This window comes from Mitsuaria sp. GD03876 (assembly GCF_029840635.1).
Classification (GTDB): domain Bacteria; phylum Pseudomonadota; class Gammaproteobacteria; order Burkholderiales; family Burkholderiaceae_C; genus Roseateles.
The window spans coordinates 1-15,998 of the sequence record NZ_JAOCCU010000048.1 but is presented as its reverse complement, the minus strand read 5'-3'; the positions used below and the strand labels follow the sequence as shown (position 1 = coordinate 15,998).

The following is a 15,998-nucleotide window of genomic DNA, read 5'->3' as shown; positions in this document are numbered from 1 at the left end:
GTGGGTGATGGCGCGGATGCTAGGTCGACGCCCTCCCCCGCGACTTACGGAAACTACGTAAGGCGGGATACCCCGCCCCCCCGCCACGCCCGATGGCACCGGTGCCATGCCCCACCCGCATCCCAAGGCCCGCACGCACCGATGTCACTGGGGCCGGAGTGATGCGAGGGGGTCCAGGAGGGAGCCCCCTCGCGTCGCGCAGAGCCCGCGCTGGGCGGAGGCAGTCGGCGTTCCCACCGCGCAGCCCCCCCGCGCTGGATGGGGGCAGTCGGCGTTCCCCGACGGATCAATCGAACTTCCGAAGATCCTCGATGACTTTCCCGTCGTTGGGCAGCGCCCCGGCGGCGACGAACGCGATCTCCCCGCGCAGCTTGGTGACCTCGCGCAGCGCGCCGGCCAGGCGTTCGGCGAGTCCTTCCGGCGGCGCCTCTTCGGTCTCGACCTTCAGCGTCATCCGGTCCTGCGCCATTTCCCCTTCGACGACCAGCCGTCCCCGCCGCGCTTCCGGGAAGCGCCGCAGCACGTCGGCCACCTGGCCGGCGTGGACGAACATCCCGCGCACCTTGGCGCTCTGGTCGGCCCGGCCCATCCAGCCGCGGATGCGCACGTTGGTCCGTCCGGTCGGGCACGGTCCGGGGAGCACCGCCGACAGGTCGCCGGTGCCGAAGCGGATCAGCGGGTAGTCCGGGTTGAGCGTCGTGACGACGACCTCGCCCACCTCCCCGTCCGGCACCGGGTCGCCGGTGCCCGGGCGCACGATCTCGAGGATCACCCCTTCGTCGACGACCAGTCCCTGCCGCGCCGCCGTCTCGTAGGCGATCAGCCCGAGGTCCGCGGTCGCGTAGCACTGGAAGCCGGCCACGCCGCGCTCCCCGCACCAGTCGCGCAGCGCCGGCGGGAAGGCCTCGCCGCTGACCAGCGCCTTGCGCACCGACAGCGGCTGGCCCTGCTCCGCCGCCTTGTCCAGCAGGATCTTGAGGAAGCTGGGCGTGCCGATGTAGGCATGCGGCCGCAGCTCGGCCATCGCCTGCAGCTGCAGCTCGGTGTTGCCGACGCCGCCGGCGAAGACGGTGCAGCCCAGCGCCTCGGCGCCGCCTTCCATCATGGCGCCGGCCGGCGTCAGGTGATAGCTGAACGAGTTGTGGACCAGGTCCCCCGCCCGCAGCCCGGCGGCGTGCAGCGCCCGTCCGACGCGCCAGTAGTCGCGGCCCTGCCCTTCGGGCTCGTAGATCGAGCCCGGCGACTGGAACACGCGCCGCGCGCCGCCGTCGCGCTTCAGGCCGCGCCAGCCGATCGTCGAGAACCCGCCGAAGGGCTCGTACGGCGTGCGCGACGCGTCGGCGCGCACCGCCTGCTGGCGCGCCAGCAGTTCCGACTTGCGCGTCACCGGCAACCGCGCCAGCGCCGCGCGGGTGCGCACCAGGTCGGGCTCGACCTCCTCCAGCAGCGCCCCGAAGGCCTCGGTGTTCTGCCGCGCGTTGGCCACCTGGTGCGGCAGCGCCGCCATCAGCGCGGCCTCCCGCGCGGCCGGGTCGCGGGTCTCGAGCGTGTCGTAGAACTCGGCGCTCATCGCTTGTTCCTTTTCACGCGGGTCTCCTCACTCGTCGGCCCATTGCGCCAGCCGGCGCTTGAGCTCGTCCTGCAGCTTGCGCACGTCGGCCGCGTTGCGCAGCGTCCGTGCCTCCCAGTCGGGACTGCGCGCCGGCTTCTTCGCCAGCCTCGCGTCGATGACGCCGTCGCCGGCGGCCAGCGTCAGGACCTCCTGGTTCTCGAAGCTCCAGCCGGTGCCGCGCTCCGTCAGCGCACGCAGGTCGCGCAACGCGCGCTTGAGCTGCACGAGCGCCTCCTCGGCCTTGAACGGCGGCGGCGCGAAGAAGTCGTTGTCCATGAACTGCTCCCAAAGAATTCCGATTCGATCCCCCGGCGGCCCCGCGGCACCCGCGACCGGGCGACGCTCGCGGCCCGACGCGGTCGCGCCTGCCCTCAGGCCAACCAGCGCTTGCGGCGCTTGTAGCTCTTGACGTCGCGGAAGCTCTTGCGGTCCCCGCCGCCCATGCCGAGGTAGAACTCGCGCACGTCCTCGTTGTCGCGCAGCGCCTTGGCCTCGCCGTCCATGACGACGCGGCCGTTCTCGAGGATGTAGCCGTAGTCGGCGTAGCGCAGCGCCATGTTGGTGTTCTGCTCGGCCAGCAGGAAGGTGGTGCCCTCCTTGTGGTTGAGGTCGCGGACGATCTCGAACACCTCCTCGACGATCTGCGGCGCCAGACCCATCGACGGCTCGTCCAGCAGCACCATCTTCGGATTGGCCATCAGCGCCCGCCCGATCGCGCACATCTGCTGCTCGCCGCCCGAGGTGTAGGCCGCCTGCGAGCCCCGCCGCGTCTTGAGCCGCGGGAAGTAGGCGTAGACCTTCTCCAGCGTCTGGGCCACGGCGGCCTTGCCGTCGGTGCGGGTGTACGCGCCGGCCAGCAGGTTTTCCTCGATGGTCAGGTGCGCGAAGCAGTGCCGGCCCTCCATCACCTGCACCACGCCGCGGTGCACCAGGTCCGCCGGCGAGAGCCGCTCGATGCGCTCGCCGCGCAGCTCGATCGAGCCCTTGGTGACCTCGCCGCGCTCGCCGGCCAGCAGGTTGGAGATGGCGCGCAGCGTGGTGGTCTTGCCCGCGCCGTTGCCGCCGAGCAGGGCCACCACCTTCCCCTCGGGCACGCGCAGCGAGACGCCCTTGAGCACCAGGATCACGTGGTGATAGATGACCTCGATGCCGTTGACGTCGAGCAGCGGCGCGACGGCGGCGGAGGCCGCCGGCGGTGAGGAGACGGAGGTGGCATGCATGGCGGCTTTCCCGTTCAGCAGTCGGTTCGGCGGTCGACGCTTCAGCTGCAGCTGCGCGGCTTCAGGTTCTTGGCCTGGGCGTACTTGGCGGCGTACTCCTTGACCATCGGATCGATGTGGGTCTTGTCCGACTGGTACCAGTCGGACACGATGTTCCACTTCGCGCCGTCCCACTGGACGATGCGCGCCCAGTCCGTGCCCATGTGGTTGGCGCAGCTGGTCTGCACCGGGCGCATCACCTCGCCGAAGCCCAGCGCCTTGAGCCGGTCGGCGGTCAGGTTCAGGTTCTCGAAGCCCCAGCGCACCTGCTCCGGCGTCATGACCTTGCCCTTGCCGAACTTCTCCTGCGCGGCGCGGATCGCCTCGACCTGCAGCATCGAGATCATCATGCCCCGCGTGTGCGCCAGCGTGCCCACGCCGGTGGCCGGGCCGGTGCCCTGGCCCTTGTCGTAGACGAACTTCTTCAGCTCGTCGTGGACCTTGTCCTTGGCGGCGCTGTTGTGCAGCGTGATCGCGTTGTAGCCCTTGGCGCCGGCGCCGATGTCCTTGACGTCGTGGTCCGAGCCGGCCCACCAGATCGCGTAGATCTTCTCGCGCGGATACCCGCTGGCCTGGGCCTCGCGGATGCCGGCCGGGGTCATCACGCCGGCGGACCAGAACAGCACGTAGTCCGGGCGCTGCTGGCGGATCTGCAGCCAGGTCGACTTCTGCTCCACGCCGGGGGGCGTGACCGGGTACAGCAGCACCTCGAAGCCCTCGGCCGCGGCGCGCTTCTGGATCAGCGGGATCGGTTCCTTGCCGTAGGGGCTGTCGTGGTAGACCAGCGCGATCTTCTTGCCCTTGAGCGAGCCCTTCTCCTTCTTCGCGATGTCCTGGAGCATCACGTCCGCGGCGGTCCAGTAGGTGCCCAGCAGCGGGAAATTCCATTCGAAGACGGTGCCGTCGGCCGACTGCGACAGGCCGTACCCCGGGGTCTCGACGACGACCTTGTCGACGAAGGCCTTGTCGGTCACCGCGAAGGTGATGCCGGTGGACTGCGTGTCGAAGCCCGACGCGCCGCCGCCCTTGCCCTTGAGCCGCTCGTAGCACTCGACGCCCTTGGCGGCGTCGTAGGCGGTCTCGCATTCCTCGAAGGACAGCTTCACGCCGTTGACGCCGCCGTCGCGCGCGTTGACCAGCTTCAGGTAGTCCTGCTTGCCGTCGGCCCAGGGCATGCCCAGCGGCGCGAACTGGCCGGTGCGGTAGACCAGCAGCGGGATGAACTGCTCGTTGGCGGCTTGCGCCTGCGCCGTCATGGGTAGCAATGCGCCGGCCAAGGCCGCCACAGACAGAAGGATCTTGAAGTTCATGTCTTGTCTCCTGTTATGAGCATCGGGTACTACGCTGGACATCCCGCGGCCGCCGCGGCTCCGATTCGGGATGGGCCGCTAGGCGCAGACCGGAGCCATAGCGACGCTATGGCGAGGATCTGCAACAACGCGGACCGCCCGAAGCGGGGCTGCGGCGGCTGCGGGATCAGTGGGGGAAGGGCCATAGCCGCAGCTTTTGGCGGGCCGTGGACCACAGGCGCGCGAGCCCGTGCGGCTCGACGATCAGGAAGAACACGATCAGCGCGCCGAAGATCATGTGCTCCAGGTGCGAGGCCGTGCCCGTGGACAGCGGCAGGCCCAGCCAGTGCGGGACGTAGTTCAGCAGCAGCGGCAGCAACACGATGAACGCGGCGCCGAAGAAGCTGCCGGCGATCGAGCCCAGCCCGCCGATGATGATCATGAACAGCAGCTGGAACGACTTGTCGATGCCGAAGGCCGCCGGCTCCCACGCGCCCAGGTGGATGAAGCCCCACAGCGCGCCGGCCACGCCGACGATGAAGCTGCTCACCGCGAAGGCGGTCAGCTTCGCGTGCACCGGCCGGATGCCGATGACGGCGGCGGCGACGTCCATGTCGCGCATCGCCATCCACTCCCGGCCGATGGCGCCGCGCACCAGGTTCTTGGTCACGACGCCGCACACGACCACCAGCGACAGGCACAGCAGGTAGCGCTGCGCCGGCGTCTCCAGCGGCAGCCCGAAGACCTGCAGCGCGCCCACGCTGACCGAGCCCGAGGACGAGTTGTTCGTCACCCACGGCACGCGGTTGACGAACCAGTCGATGAAGAACTGCGCCGCCAGCGTCGCCACCGCCAGGTACAGGCCGCGGATGCGCAGGCTGGGCAGCCCGAACAGCACGCCGCACACCGTCGACGCCAGCCCGCCGCCAATGAGCGCCAGCAGCAGCGGCATGCCCTCGACGCGCACCAGCAGGTTGTAGGCCGCGTAGGCGCCCACCGCCATGAAGGCGCCGGTGCCCAGCGAGATCTGCCCGCAGTAGCCCACCAGCACGTTCAGGCCCAGCGCCGCCAGCGACAGCACCAGGAACGGGATCAGCACGGCGCGGAAGGTGTAGTCGCTGGCCAGCCAGGGCACCGCGACGAAGGCCACCAGCGCGAGCGCGAGCATCGCGACGCGGTCCTGCGCGACCGGGAACAGCCCCAGGTCCGCGCGGTAGGAGGCCTTGAACTGGCCGTTTTCACGATAGAGCACGGTCGTTCCCCCTTCAGACGCGGTCGATGATCTTGTCGCCGAACAGGCCCTGCGGCCGCACCAGCAGGAACCCCAGGGCGAGCACGTAGGCGAACCAGTTCTCGATGCCGCCGCCGACCGCCGGGCCGAGGTAGATCTCGGAGAGCTTCTCGCCCACGCCGATGATCAGCCCGCCCACGATCGCGCCCGGCACCGAGGTCAGGCCGCCCAGGATCACCACCGGGAAGGCCTTGAGCGCCACCAGCGAGATCGAGTACTGCACGCCCAGCTTGCTGCCCCAGATGATCCCGGCCACCAGCGCCACCAGCCCGCCGACCGACCACACGATCACCCAGATGCGCGACAGCGGGATGCCGATCGACTGCGCCGCCTGGTGGTCGTCGGCGACCGCGCGCAGCGCGCGCCCGGTGCGGGTCTTCTGGAAGAACAGCGACAGCAGGGCGACCAGCAGCGCCGCGATCACCGCGGAGTACAGGTCCTCCTTGTTGAGCAGCAGGCCGCCGGGGAAGGTGTCCTCGAGCACGAACATCGGGTCCTTGGGCAGGCCGACATCGATCTTGTAGGTCGCGCTGCCGAAGATCAGCTGGCCCGCGCCGTCCAGGAAGTAGCTGATGCCCAGCGTGGCCATCAGCAGCGTGATCGCGGGCTGGTTGACCAGGCCGCGCAGCGCCAGCCGCTCGACCAGCCAGGCCACGACGACCAGGCAGGCCGCCGCGGCCGCCAGCGCCAGCACGTTGGCCAGCAGCGCGCTCTCGAAGCCGAGCCACTGCGGGAACCATTCGGCGAAGCGCGCCATCGCCAGCGCCGCGAACAGCACCATCGCGCCCTGCGAGAAGTTGAAGACGCCCGAGGCCTTGAAGATCAGCACGAATCCCAGCGCCACCAGCGCGTAGAGCATGCCGGCCATCAGGCCGCCGAAGACGGTTTCGAGGAAGAAGCCCATGGTCGTGTCCTTCGCCGCCGGGTTATTCGCCGGCGCCCAGGTAGGCGCGGATGACTTCGGGGTTGGCGCGCACCTCGTCGGGCGTGCCGTCGCCGATCTTCTTGCCGTAGTCCAGCACCACGACGCGGTCGCTGATGTCCATGACCACGCCCATGTCGTGCTCGATCAGCACGATGGTGGTGCCGAACTCGTCGTTCACGTCCAGGATGAAGCGGCACATGTCCTGCTTCTCCTCGACGTTCATGCCGGCCATCGGCTCGTCCAGCAGCAGCACCTTGGGCTCCATCGCCAGCGCGCGGCCCAGGTCCACGCGCTTCTGCAGCCCGTAGGGCAGCCCGCCCACCGGCGTCTTGCGGTAGGCCTGGATTTCGAGGAAATCGATGATGCGCTCGACCTGCTCGCGGTGGGCGATCTCCTCCTGGAGCGCCGGTCCGAGGCGCAGCGCCTGCCACAGCAGGTTGCGCTTCATGTGCAGGTTGCGGCCGGACATGATGTTGTCCAGCACGCTCATGCCCTTGAACAGCGCCAGGTTCTGGAAGGTGCGCGCCACGCCCATCTCGGCCATGCGGCGCTGGCGGGTGCGGGGGCTGAGCCGGCGCACGTCCTCGCCGCGGAACATCACCCGGCCCTGCTGCGGCTGGTAGACGCCGTTGATGCAGTTCAGCATCGAGCTCTTGCCCGCGCCGTTGGGGCCGATGATGGCGCGGATCTCGTGCTCGCGGACGTCGAAGCTGATCTCGTTGAGCGCCTTCACGCCGCCGAAGGACAGCGTGATGTCATGCACCGACAGGATCACGCCGCCGGTGCGCCGGCGCGGCGAGAGGCCCTCCGAAGAGCCGTCGGCGCTGCCCGGCGCGGCCAGGCCCGGCGTGGCGGCGGTGTCCTGGAACAGCGCCGGGGCGGACGCCGCGGACGCGGTGAGGCTGGCGCTCATCAGGCGGCCCTCCGGGTGGGGGAGAAGGTGTCGGCCTCCTCGATGCGCAGGTCGGCGGCGACCTTGCCGGCGCGGCCGTCCTCGAAGCGGACCGCCGTCTCGATGAACTGCGAGGTCTTGCCGTCGTAGAGCGCGTCGATCAGCACGCGGTACTTGTCGGCGATCGCGCCGCGGCGGACCTTGCGGGTGCGGGTGAGCTCGCCGTCGTCGGCGTCGAGTTCCTTGTGCAGCACCAGGAAGCGGGTGACCTGGCTGCCGGCCAGGCGCTCGTCCTGTGCCAGGTCGGCGTTGACCTTCTGCACGCAGTCCCGGATCAGCGCGTAGACCTCGGGCTTGGCCGCCAGGTCGGTGTAGCCGGCATAGGGCAGGTTGCGGCGCTCGGCCCAGTTGCCCACGGCCTCGAAGTCGATGTTGACGAAGGCGCAGACGCGGTCGCGGCCGTCGCCGAAGGCCACCGCCTCCTTCACGAAGGAGAAGAACTTCAGCTTGTTCTCGACGTACTTGGGCGCGAACATCGCGCCGTCGAAGGCGCCGCCGCGCAGCCGGCCGACGTCCTTGGCGCGGTCGATGATCTTCAGATGCCCGCCGGCATCGAGGAACCCGGCGTCGCCGGTGCGGTACCAGCCGTCGGCGCCCAGCACCTCGGCGGTCGCCTCGGGGTTCTTGTAGTAGCCCTTGAGCAGGCCGGGCGAGCGCACCAGGATCTCGCCGCTGTCGGCCAGGCGGATCTCCACGCCGTCGATCGGCACGCCGACGGTGTCGGACTTGGCTTCGTGGTCGGGCTGCAGGCAGACGAAGACCGCGGTCTCGGTCGAGCCGTAGAGCTGCTTGAGGTTGATGCCGATCGAGCGGTAGAAGCTGAACAGGTCGGGGCCGATCGCCTCGCCCGCGGTGTAGGCGACGCGCACCCGCGAGAAACCCAGCGAGTTGCGCAGCGGGCCGTAGATCGCGAGGTCGCCGAGCCGGTACTTGAAGCGGTCCCAGCCGCTGACCGGCTTGCCGTCCATCAGCGTGGGGCCGACGCGATGGGCCAGCGCCATGCAGCGCGCGAACAGCCAGCGCTTGGGCGCGCCGGCGTCCTCCATGCGGATCATCACGCTGGTGAGCAGGCCCTCGAAGACGCGCGGCGGCGCGAAGTAGTAGGTCGGGCCGATCTCCTTGAGGTCGATGCTGACGGTGCTGGCGGACTCGGGGCAGTTCACCACGTAGCCGCAGGCCAGCCACTGGGCGTAGCTGAAGATGTTCTGGCCGATCCAGGCGCACGGCAGGTAGGCCAGGACCTCCTCGTCGGCGGTGAGCCGGTCGAAGCGCGCGCCGGCCTGCGCGCGGTCGAGCAGCGTCGCGTGGGTGTGGACGACGCCCTTGGGATGGCCGGTGGTGCCGGAGGTGAAGAACATCGCCGCCACGTCGTCGGCGCGGCCGGCCTCGACCTCGCGCTCGAAGGCGCCGGGATGGCGCAGCGCGTGGGCGCGGCCGTCGTCGCGCAGGCCGTCGAGCGAGGCCAGGCCGTCGGCCGCGTAATGGCGCAGGCCGCGCGGGTCGTCGAACCAGATGCGCCCGAGCGCGGGGCACTGGTCGCGGATCTCGAGCAGCTTGTCGACCTGCTCCTGGTCCTCGACGACGGCGAAGGCGACCTCGGCGTTCTGCAGCGGGAAGACGAATTCGGCGGCGACCGCGTCCTGGTACAGCGGGACCGGGATCGCGCCGAGCGACTGCGCGGCCAGCATCGACGCGTAGAGCCGCGGGCGGTTCTCGCCGATGACGACCAGGTGCTGGCCGCGTTGCAGGCCGGCGGCGGCGAAGCCATGCGCGAGCTCGCGCACCAGCGCCGCGAGCGCGGACCAGGTCAGCGTCTGCCAGATGCCGAGTTCCTTCTCGCGCAGCGCGGGAGCGTCGGGACGCTGCCGGGCATGGGCGAGCAACCAGCGGGGGAAGGTCTGCTCCACCGTCGTCTCCTTGTGGGGCCCTCGCGGTCGCCCCTCTGACGGGGGCGCTCGTGGTGCGGGGTTGGATGGACTGTAGGCTGGCTCATTGACGTCGTGTTGTCGTTGCGACGACATTCCTAGGGAGAGTTCGGGGAAGCGTTTTCCCCAGGGGGTCGCGTCAGGTTGATGTCAAGCGCGGGCGCGATGAATGGGGGATGGCCGCCACCCCCGACTCCGCCGTCCACGCCGCGCTGGGTTCGCCCACCCCGGTGCCCCTGCGTCCGCTCCCGTCCGGCACGGTGCCGACGCAGCCGATCCGCTTGCGCGCGCGGGCCGCGACGGCGCAGGAGATGGCGGCGATCCCCTGGCTGAAGGCGCTGGAGCCGGAGCGGCGCGAGCGGGTCGCGTCGAGCATCCAGGTGGCGGAGGTGGAGGTCGGCGAGCGGATCTGCCGGCTGGGGCGCGAGGCCAATTTCTGGTTCGGCGTGATCGACGGGTTGCTCAAGATGAGCAACGACGACGCGGCGGCGCGGCCGGTGACCTTCACCGGGGTGCCGCCGGGGGGCTGGTTCGGCGAGGGCACGCTGCTCAAGCGCGAGTGCTACCGCTACAACATCCAGGCGCTGCGGCGCAGCGTGGTGGCGGGCTTGCCGCTGGAGAGCTTCCACGAGTTGCTGGAGACCAGCCTGGGTTTCAACCGCTACGTGCTGAACCAGCTCAACGAGCGGCTGGGGCAGTTCATCGCGGCGCGCGAGATCGACCGCCAGAGCGATCCGGACCTGCGGGTGGCGCGCAACCTGGCGGCGCTGTTCCATCCGATGCTGTACCCGGGGGTGAACGGGCTGCTGCGGATCACGCAGCAGGAGCTGGGGCACCTGGTGGGGCTCTCGCGCCAGCGCGTCAACGAGGCGCTGCGCCACCTGCAGGAGCAGCGCCTCATCGCGGTCGAGTACGGCGGCCTCAGGGTGCTGGACCTGGCGGGGCTGCGGGTGTATCCGCAGCAGTAGCCGAAGTGGCGCCGCGGGGCGCGGCGCTTGCCTTCTTCATGCGGCGCCATTCGTTGTAGCGGGCCAGCGCGAGGGTGCACACGGCGACGACCGCGGCATTTCCTGCTCCTCGCACGATGGCCTCCCACGGCGCGAACCGGTCCAGGTTCAACACGGCATTGCTGGCGAAGACGACCGCCAGGAATCCAATCAATGACAGGCGGCCCGCCCTTGAAGCAAATCGGTCCGCGTGACTGACCATGATGACGACGAAGGTGACGCTATTGAGGCCGAACTGAATGTCGAAGTTGTTCATCGTTGGGCTCTTGGAGTGAGGTCGGCACGGCTGACACCGTGCCGACCATTCATCGGGCTTTTAGCGCTGCGTGTACCTGTTCGTGCTGCTGGTGGCGAACGTGCCCATGGCGGCCACCGTTGCCGAACTGGCGTACATCCCCACGCCGCAGAAGAAGCCGGCGACGCCACCGAAGATCGCTGCGGCGGCGACTTGACCAGCGTTGCCTCCCGTCAAGTACGAGCCCACGCCAGCGCCCACCGCTCCCGCCAGGGCTCCAGCGGGCCCGAACCCGCCATGCACCTGCTCGATCTCCTCCAAGGTCAATTCCTGAATGCCGACCGGCTCCCCGGCGTCGGCGCGCCACGCGCCGGCATGGACGGGGGTCGGATTGGCAATGAATGCAGTCATGAAAGTCTCCAGTTGGATGGAGGAGGCGCGGCGACATGCCCGCCTCCGTCCCCTGACGGCGTTCGTCAATGGGACGACTTCATTGCATTCATTTCCCGCCCTGGCTTCGATGACCGATGCACACCCAAACTCGTGCATCTTCCAAACGAATGGGTAGGACTTCAGCCTGTTTTGCTGGAAGACGTCGATCGAGGGCGCCGCTCGCGCCCCGCCCTCACGCCCCGAACGGCGTCGCTTCCGGCTGTTGGCGCGGCAGGGCCGCGTACTGCGCGGCGTTGATCTCGTAGAGCAGGCTCGCGGCTTCCCCGGGGTGTTCGGCAACCGAGCCGGTCAGCCGCAGCCCCACCCGCTCCAGCGTCTTGCGCGCCGCCGTGTTGCTCGCCCCGAGCAGGGCCTGCACCGACCCCGCGTGCAGGCTGTCGAAGGCCAGCGACAACGCCGCCAGCGACATCTCCGCCGCATACCCCCGTCCCCAGTGATCGGACAGGAAGTGGAACTCCAGCAGCAGCGCCGGCACGCCGCAGATCCTGCCCCGGCTCAGCCCGCCGAAACCGATCGAGCCCAGCGACGGCTGCTCCCGCAGCGCCACCGCCCACGGCCCCAGCCCGTCCCGCGCCCACAGCGCGCGCCACAGCTCCAGCCGCTCCGACGCGGCCGGACCGCCCGCGTCGAACCGGCGGTTCGCGGGATCGGTCAGCAGCTCGCGGAACGTCCGGGCATCGGCCGCCTCGGGCGGGCGAAGCGTCAGCCGGCGGGTCTCGGTGAGCCGCTCGACCGCCGGGATGGAAAAGGCAGGTGCAAACATAAGGGTTAACCCGCACATTATGCGCCTGGACAAGATTTCAAGGTCCAGCCCCTCGAGATCGCCGAACCACGGACCGGACTTGCATCACGCTCGCCCCACGTCCGACGCCCGGTGGCCGGGGCACCGGCGTCTCACCGCGTCGCATGCCGGACGGCGCCGGTGCGCGCTGTACGCCCGCGAAACATGGCGCGCCTCCCCTGACGGGGCGAGGGCGACAGCCCGCCGACAGGTCCGCCGCCCCCTGCTGGCATAGCATTCCCAGCTTCCGCGGGCTCCTGGCGAACACTCGCCGCCGGGCCCGCATCCGTCGGACGACGCGGCCCCTGGGCGCCGCAGAACGTGAGCCTCGTGATGAAGCTGCTGGTCATCGAAGACAACCCGGACATCGTCGCCAACCTGTTCGCCTACCTGGAGCCGATGGGCTACCAGCTCGACGTGGCCCGCAACGGCCTGGGCGGCCTGGCGCAGGCCGCCGCCGGCTCCTACGACGCGATCGTGCTGGACCTGACCCTGCCGGGGCTGGACGGCCTGGACGTCGCCCGGCGCCTGCGCAAGGACTTCCGCCGCCCCACCCCGATCCTGATGCTGACCGCCCGCGACACCATCGCCGACAAGGTCAACGGCTTCGAGAACGGCGCCGACGATTACCTGGTCAAGCCCTTCTCGCTGGTCGAGCTGGAGATCCGGCTCAAGGCGCTGATGCGGCGCTCCCACGGGCTGAACCTCAGCTCCGCGGTCAGCTACGCCGACGTCAGCTTCGACCCCGACACGCTGGAGGCCACCCGCGCCGGCAAGCCGATCCAACTGACCCCCACCGGCTACAAGCTGCTGGCGGCGCTGCTGCGCGAGGCGCCCAAGCTGGTCCGCCGCGAGGACCTCGAGCGCGAGGTCTGGGGCAACGACCCGCCCGACAGCGACGCGCTGCGCACCCACATCCACGCGCTGCGCGCCGCGCTGGACAAGCCCTTCCCCGTCCCGCTGCTCAAGACCCATCCGGGCATCGGCTACCGGCTGGTGTCGCCCGATGCGGGATGACGGCGGCGAGGTCCGGCGCGCGCGCTCGACCGCCGCGCCGACCACGCTGCGCACCCGCGTCGCCGCGGCCTTCCTGCTGCTGACGCTGCTGGTGTGCGGCGCCTTCGCGGTCGCCGCGGTGCGCATCGCATCCAGCATCGAGGACCGGCTGATCGACCAGCGCCTGAGCCGCACCGCCGACGAGCTCGTCGCGCGCGAGCGCCAGGGCCTGCCGCCCGACCTGCCGCCCAGCGTCACGCTGTACCGCGGCGCCGAGATCCCGGCCTCGCTGCGCGGCCAGCCCGCGGGCAAGTACACGCTCCCGCAGGACGGCGTCGAGGTCAACGTGCTGGTCCGCGACGACCTCGGCGCGCCCTTCGTGCTGACCGACCGCGACGAGGACTTCGCCAAGATCGAGGCCGGCGTCTACGGCCTGCTCGGCCTGGCCTTCGTCTGCTGCCTGGGCCTGGCGCTGCTGCTGGCGCAGCTGACCGCCAGCCGCATCGTCGCGCCGGTGACCGCGCTGGCCCGCGCCGTGGAGACCGGCGCCGCGCCGCGCGAGTACCCGCTGCAGGAATCGACCGACGAGCTGGGCGTGCTCTCGCGCGCCTTCGCCGCCAAGACCGAGGCCCAGCAGCGCTACCTGGACCGCGAGCGCTGGTTCACCGGCGACGTCAGCCATGAGCTGCGCACCCCGCTGGCCGTCATGCTGGGCGCCGCCGAGGTGCTCAAGGCGCGGCTGCACGGCCGCGACGACATGGTCGAGCTGGCCGAGCGCATCCGCCGCACCGCCGCCGACACCAGCGAGCGCGTCGTGGCGATGCTGCTGCTGTCGCGCGACCCGGCCAGCATCGGCGCCCCGCCGACCGCCGTGCTGCCGCTGCTGCGCCAGGAGATGGACCGCTGCCGCCCGCTGCTGCGCGGCAAGGACGTCGAGATGACGCTGCACGCCGATCCGGACGCCGCGGCGCTGGAGGTCCCGGCGCGGCCGGAGCTGGCCGCCATCGCCGTGGGCAACCTGATCCGCAACGCCTGCCAGTTCACCGAGCAGGGCCGGGTCGACATCCGGCTCGAGGCCGGCCGCGTCGTCATCGAGGACACCGGCATCGGCATCCCGCCGGCGGTGCGCGACCGCATCTTCGACCGCTTCATGCAGGTCGACCCCGCCGGCGCCGGCAGCGCCGGGCTGGGCCTGGCCATCGTCAAGCGCGTCGCCGAGCACCTGGACTGGACCGTCAGCCTGGAGGCGCCGGCCCGCGGGGGCACGCGCTTCGTGCTGAGCTTCGCGCCCGCGCCGGCCCCGACGGCACCGCCGCCCCGCGATCCGGGAGATTCTCCCCACTCGAGTTGAAACAGCCCCTGGACGAGTCGATCGCCAACCTATACTGTATGCACATACAGTAAATCCACGCCGGTTCGACAACCGGCGTTTTTGTCTCTCCATCGACCGACTCGCCATGATTCCCCTGCCCACGCCCCTGCCCCCGGCGGTGGCCGAGGCGCTCTGGCGCGGCGACGCGCTGGGCCGCGGCACCGACACCGTCTGGCCCAGCGGCTTCGACGCGCTCGACGCCGAGCTGCCCGGCGGCGGCTGGCCCGGCCGCCAGCTGACCGAAGTGCTGATGCCGCAGTTCTCGCTCGCCGAATGGCGGCTGGCGGGTCCGGCGCTGCGCCGCGTCGTCGCCGACGGCGCCGCGGTGGCGCTGGTCGGCCCGCCCAAGCGCCCCCACCTGCCCGGCTTGCTGCACCTGGGGCTGGACGAGCGCCACCTGGTCTGGATCCAGGCCCAGGCGCCGTCGGAGCGGCTCTGGTGCGCCGAGCAGCTGATCAAGTCCAACGCCGCCGGCGCGGTGCTGGCCTGGATGCCGCAGGCCTCGCCCGAGCAGCTGCGGCGGCTGCAGGTGCTGGCGCAGTCGTTCGAGGGCCCGGTGTTCCTGTTCCGGCCGCTGGCCGCGCGCCACGATCCGTCGCCCGCGCCGCTGCGGGTGGAGGTGACGGTCGACATCGACTGGGCGCTGAACGTCCGCATCCTCAAGCGCAAGGGCCCCGCCCACGAGACGCCGCTGCGGCTGGCGTCGATCCCGGGCGGGCTGGCGCGGGTGCTGACGCCGCGCACGATGCAGCCCGGCACGATGCGCCCGGTGGCGCCGGTGCCCGAGGCCGTGCCTGCCCCGGCGACCGCGTCCGCGCCCGAAGCCCTCGAGACCCTCGGGTCCCTCGAAGCCGCCCTCCAGGCCGCTCCCCCGGCCTCGACCGAATCCCCCCGCGCGCGCGTCGCGCTCGCCCTGTTCCCGGAGTCGCCCGATGTTGTGGGTCGCGCTGATCCTGCCGCCTCGTCCGCCGGCGCCGTTTGAGGACCCGGCCACCGCGCCGCCGCCGCATCCCTGGGGGGTGTGCGCCGAGGCGCAGGCGGGGCTGGCGGTCTGGTGCCTGCAGTTCACGCCGCGCGTGGCGCTGATGGAGGACGCCGTCGTCCTGGAGGTCGAGGCCAGCCTGCGGCTGTTCCGCGGCCTGGCCGCGCTGAAGGCGCGCATCGGCGAGGAGGCGCCCGACCTGGGCGCGGTGGGCATCGGCTGGGCGCCGACGGCCACCGCCGCGCTGGTGCTGGCGCGCTGCGGCGTGACGGACCTGGGCGGCCGGCTGCTGCAGGCGGTGCTGGATCCGCTGCCGCTGCAGGCGCTGAGCGCCGCGGCCGAGCACGCGGAGCCGCTCAGCCGCGCCGGCATCAACACGCTGGGCCAGCTGCGGGCGCTGCCGCGCGGCGGCATCGGCCGGCGCTTCGGCGCGGCGCTGCTGACGATGCTGGACCAGGCCTACGGGCTGCGGCCGGAGGCGCACCGCTGGGAACTGCTGCCGGAGGAATTCCTCGCCCGCGTCGAGCTGCCCAGCCGCGAGGACCACGGCCCGGCGCTGCTGATGGGCGCGCGGCCGCTGCTGATGCGGCTGTGCGGCTGGCTGGCCGCGCGCCATGCCGGCGCGACCGGCGTGACGCTGCACTGGGTGCACGACTCGATGCGCGCCAAGGACGCCGGCGACGGCGGCGCGCTGACGATCCGCACCGCCGAGCCGATCCGCGAGCTCGAGCACTTCTGCCGGCTGATGGCCGAGCACCTGGCCAAGACGACGCTGCGCGCGCCGGTCGGCGAGCTGCGGCTGACGGCGATCGGCGTGCAGGCGCTGACCGAGGACAGCGCCTCGCTGCTGCCCGACGTGGTGCGCACCGGCGAGACGCTGTACCTGACGCTGGAGCGCATCGCCGCGCGGCTCGGGCCG

Annotated in this window: 16 protein-coding genes; 5 read left to right on the top strand and 11 right to left on the bottom strand. The window is 71.1% G+C overall.

Going from position 1 to position 15,998, the window contains the following annotated elements:
* Nucleotides 1-286: 286 nt before the first annotated feature.
* From N5D62_RS23340 to N5D62_RS23305, 8 genes are all read right to left on the bottom strand, one after another.
* A complete protein-coding gene (locus tag N5D62_RS23340) occupies nt 287-1,570 on the bottom strand; it encodes an AMP-binding protein (RefSeq protein WP_279760345.1) in 1,284 nt (427 codons plus the stop codon).
* Between the two features lie 27 nt (nt 1,571-1,597).
* The gene (locus N5D62_RS23335; RefSeq protein WP_279760344.1) at nt 1,598-1,888 is read right to left on the bottom strand and encodes a hypothetical protein; all 291 of its coding nucleotides are present in this window, start codon (nt 1,886-1,888) and stop codon (nt 1,598-1,600) included.
* Between the two features lie 95 nt (nt 1,889-1,983).
* Complete coding sequence (locus tag N5D62_RS23330; protein WP_279760343.1) at nt 1,984-2,832, bottom strand: ABC transporter ATP-binding protein; 849 nt, start codon at nt 2,830-2,832, stop codon at nt 1,984-1,986.
* A gap of 41 nt (nt 2,833-2,873) precedes the next feature.
* Complete coding sequence (locus N5D62_RS23325) at nt 2,874-4,127, bottom strand: ABC transporter substrate-binding protein (RefSeq protein WP_279760376.1); 1,254 nt, start codon at nt 4,125-4,127, stop codon at nt 2,874-2,876.
* Nucleotides 4,128-4,347: 220 nt separating this feature from the next.
* A complete protein-coding gene (locus N5D62_RS23320) occupies nt 4,348-5,412 on the bottom strand; it encodes a branched-chain amino acid ABC transporter permease (RefSeq protein ID WP_279760342.1) in 1,065 nt (354 codons plus the stop codon).
* A 13-nt stretch (nt 5,413-5,425) separates the two neighbouring features.
* On the bottom strand, nt 5,426-6,355 hold the full coding sequence (locus N5D62_RS23315; protein WP_279760341.1) for a branched-chain amino acid ABC transporter permease: 930 nt from the start codon (nt 6,353-6,355) through the stop codon (nt 5,426-5,428).
* Between the two features lie 22 nt (nt 6,356-6,377).
* On the bottom strand, nt 6,378-7,289 hold the full coding sequence (locus N5D62_RS23310) for an ABC transporter ATP-binding protein (RefSeq protein WP_279760340.1): 912 nt from the start codon (nt 7,287-7,289) through the stop codon (nt 6,378-6,380).
* Nucleotides 7,289-9,235, bottom strand: a complete 1,947-nt coding sequence (locus N5D62_RS23305) for an AMP-binding protein (protein ID WP_279760339.1) — start codon at nt 9,233-9,235, stop codon at nt 7,289-7,291. Before N5D62_RS23305 ends, N5D62_RS23310 begins: the two co-directional genes overlap by 1 nt.
* 329 nt (nt 9,236-9,564) lie before the next feature.
* On the opposite strand from N5D62_RS23305, the gene N5D62_RS23300 reads away from it, so the two are divergent.
* Nucleotides 9,565-10,221 carry a Crp/Fnr family transcriptional regulator gene (locus tag N5D62_RS23300; RefSeq protein WP_279760375.1) on the top strand — a complete coding sequence of 219 codons (657 nt, stop codon included), beginning with the start codon at nt 9,565-9,567 and terminating at the stop codon, nt 10,219-10,221.
* Here N5D62_RS23300 and N5D62_RS23295 read toward each other — a convergent pair.
* The 3 genes from N5D62_RS23295 to N5D62_RS23285 form a co-directional block, all read right to left on the bottom strand.
* Nucleotides 10,175-10,516, bottom strand: a complete 342-nt coding sequence (locus tag N5D62_RS23295) for a hypothetical protein (RefSeq protein WP_279760338.1) — start codon at nt 10,514-10,516, stop codon at nt 10,175-10,177. The genes N5D62_RS23300 and N5D62_RS23295 overlap by 47 nt on opposite strands.
* 60 nt (nt 10,517-10,576) lie before the next feature.
* On the bottom strand, nt 10,577-10,906 hold the full coding sequence (locus tag N5D62_RS23290; RefSeq protein WP_279760337.1) for a class IIb bacteriocin, lactobin A/cerein 7B family: 330 nt from the start codon (nt 10,904-10,906) through the stop codon (nt 10,577-10,579).
* 214 nt (nt 10,907-11,120) lie between these two features.
* The gene (locus N5D62_RS23285) at nt 11,121-11,711 is read right to left on the bottom strand and encodes a GNAT family N-acetyltransferase (protein WP_279760336.1); all 591 of its coding nucleotides are present in this window, start codon (nt 11,709-11,711) and stop codon (nt 11,121-11,123) included.
* A 351-nt stretch (nt 11,712-12,062) separates the two neighbouring features.
* Between N5D62_RS23285 and N5D62_RS23280 the strand changes: the two genes are divergently transcribed.
* From N5D62_RS23280 to N5D62_RS23265, 4 genes are all read left to right on the top strand, one after another.
* Nucleotides 12,063-12,746 carry a response regulator transcription factor gene (locus N5D62_RS23280; protein ID WP_279760374.1) on the top strand — a complete coding sequence of 228 codons (684 nt, stop codon included), beginning with the start codon at nt 12,063-12,065 and terminating at the stop codon, nt 12,744-12,746.
* Nucleotides 12,736-14,076: a HAMP domain-containing sensor histidine kinase gene (locus N5D62_RS23275; protein WP_279760335.1), complete on the top strand. Its 1,341-nt coding sequence runs from the start codon at nt 12,736-12,738 to the stop codon at nt 14,074-14,076. The genes N5D62_RS23280 and N5D62_RS23275 overlap by 11 nt, the downstream gene beginning before the upstream one ends.
* A 106-nt stretch (nt 14,077-14,182) precedes the next feature.
* A complete protein-coding gene (gene imuA, locus N5D62_RS23270) occupies nt 14,183-15,079 on the top strand; it encodes a translesion DNA synthesis-associated protein ImuA (RefSeq protein ID WP_279760334.1) in 897 nt (298 codons plus the stop codon).
* Nucleotides 15,030-15,998 (top strand): DNA polymerase Y family protein (locus N5D62_RS23265; protein ID WP_279760333.1); only part of this gene is annotated, 969 nt, incomplete at its 3' end. The genes imuA and N5D62_RS23265, both read left to right, overlap by 50 nt.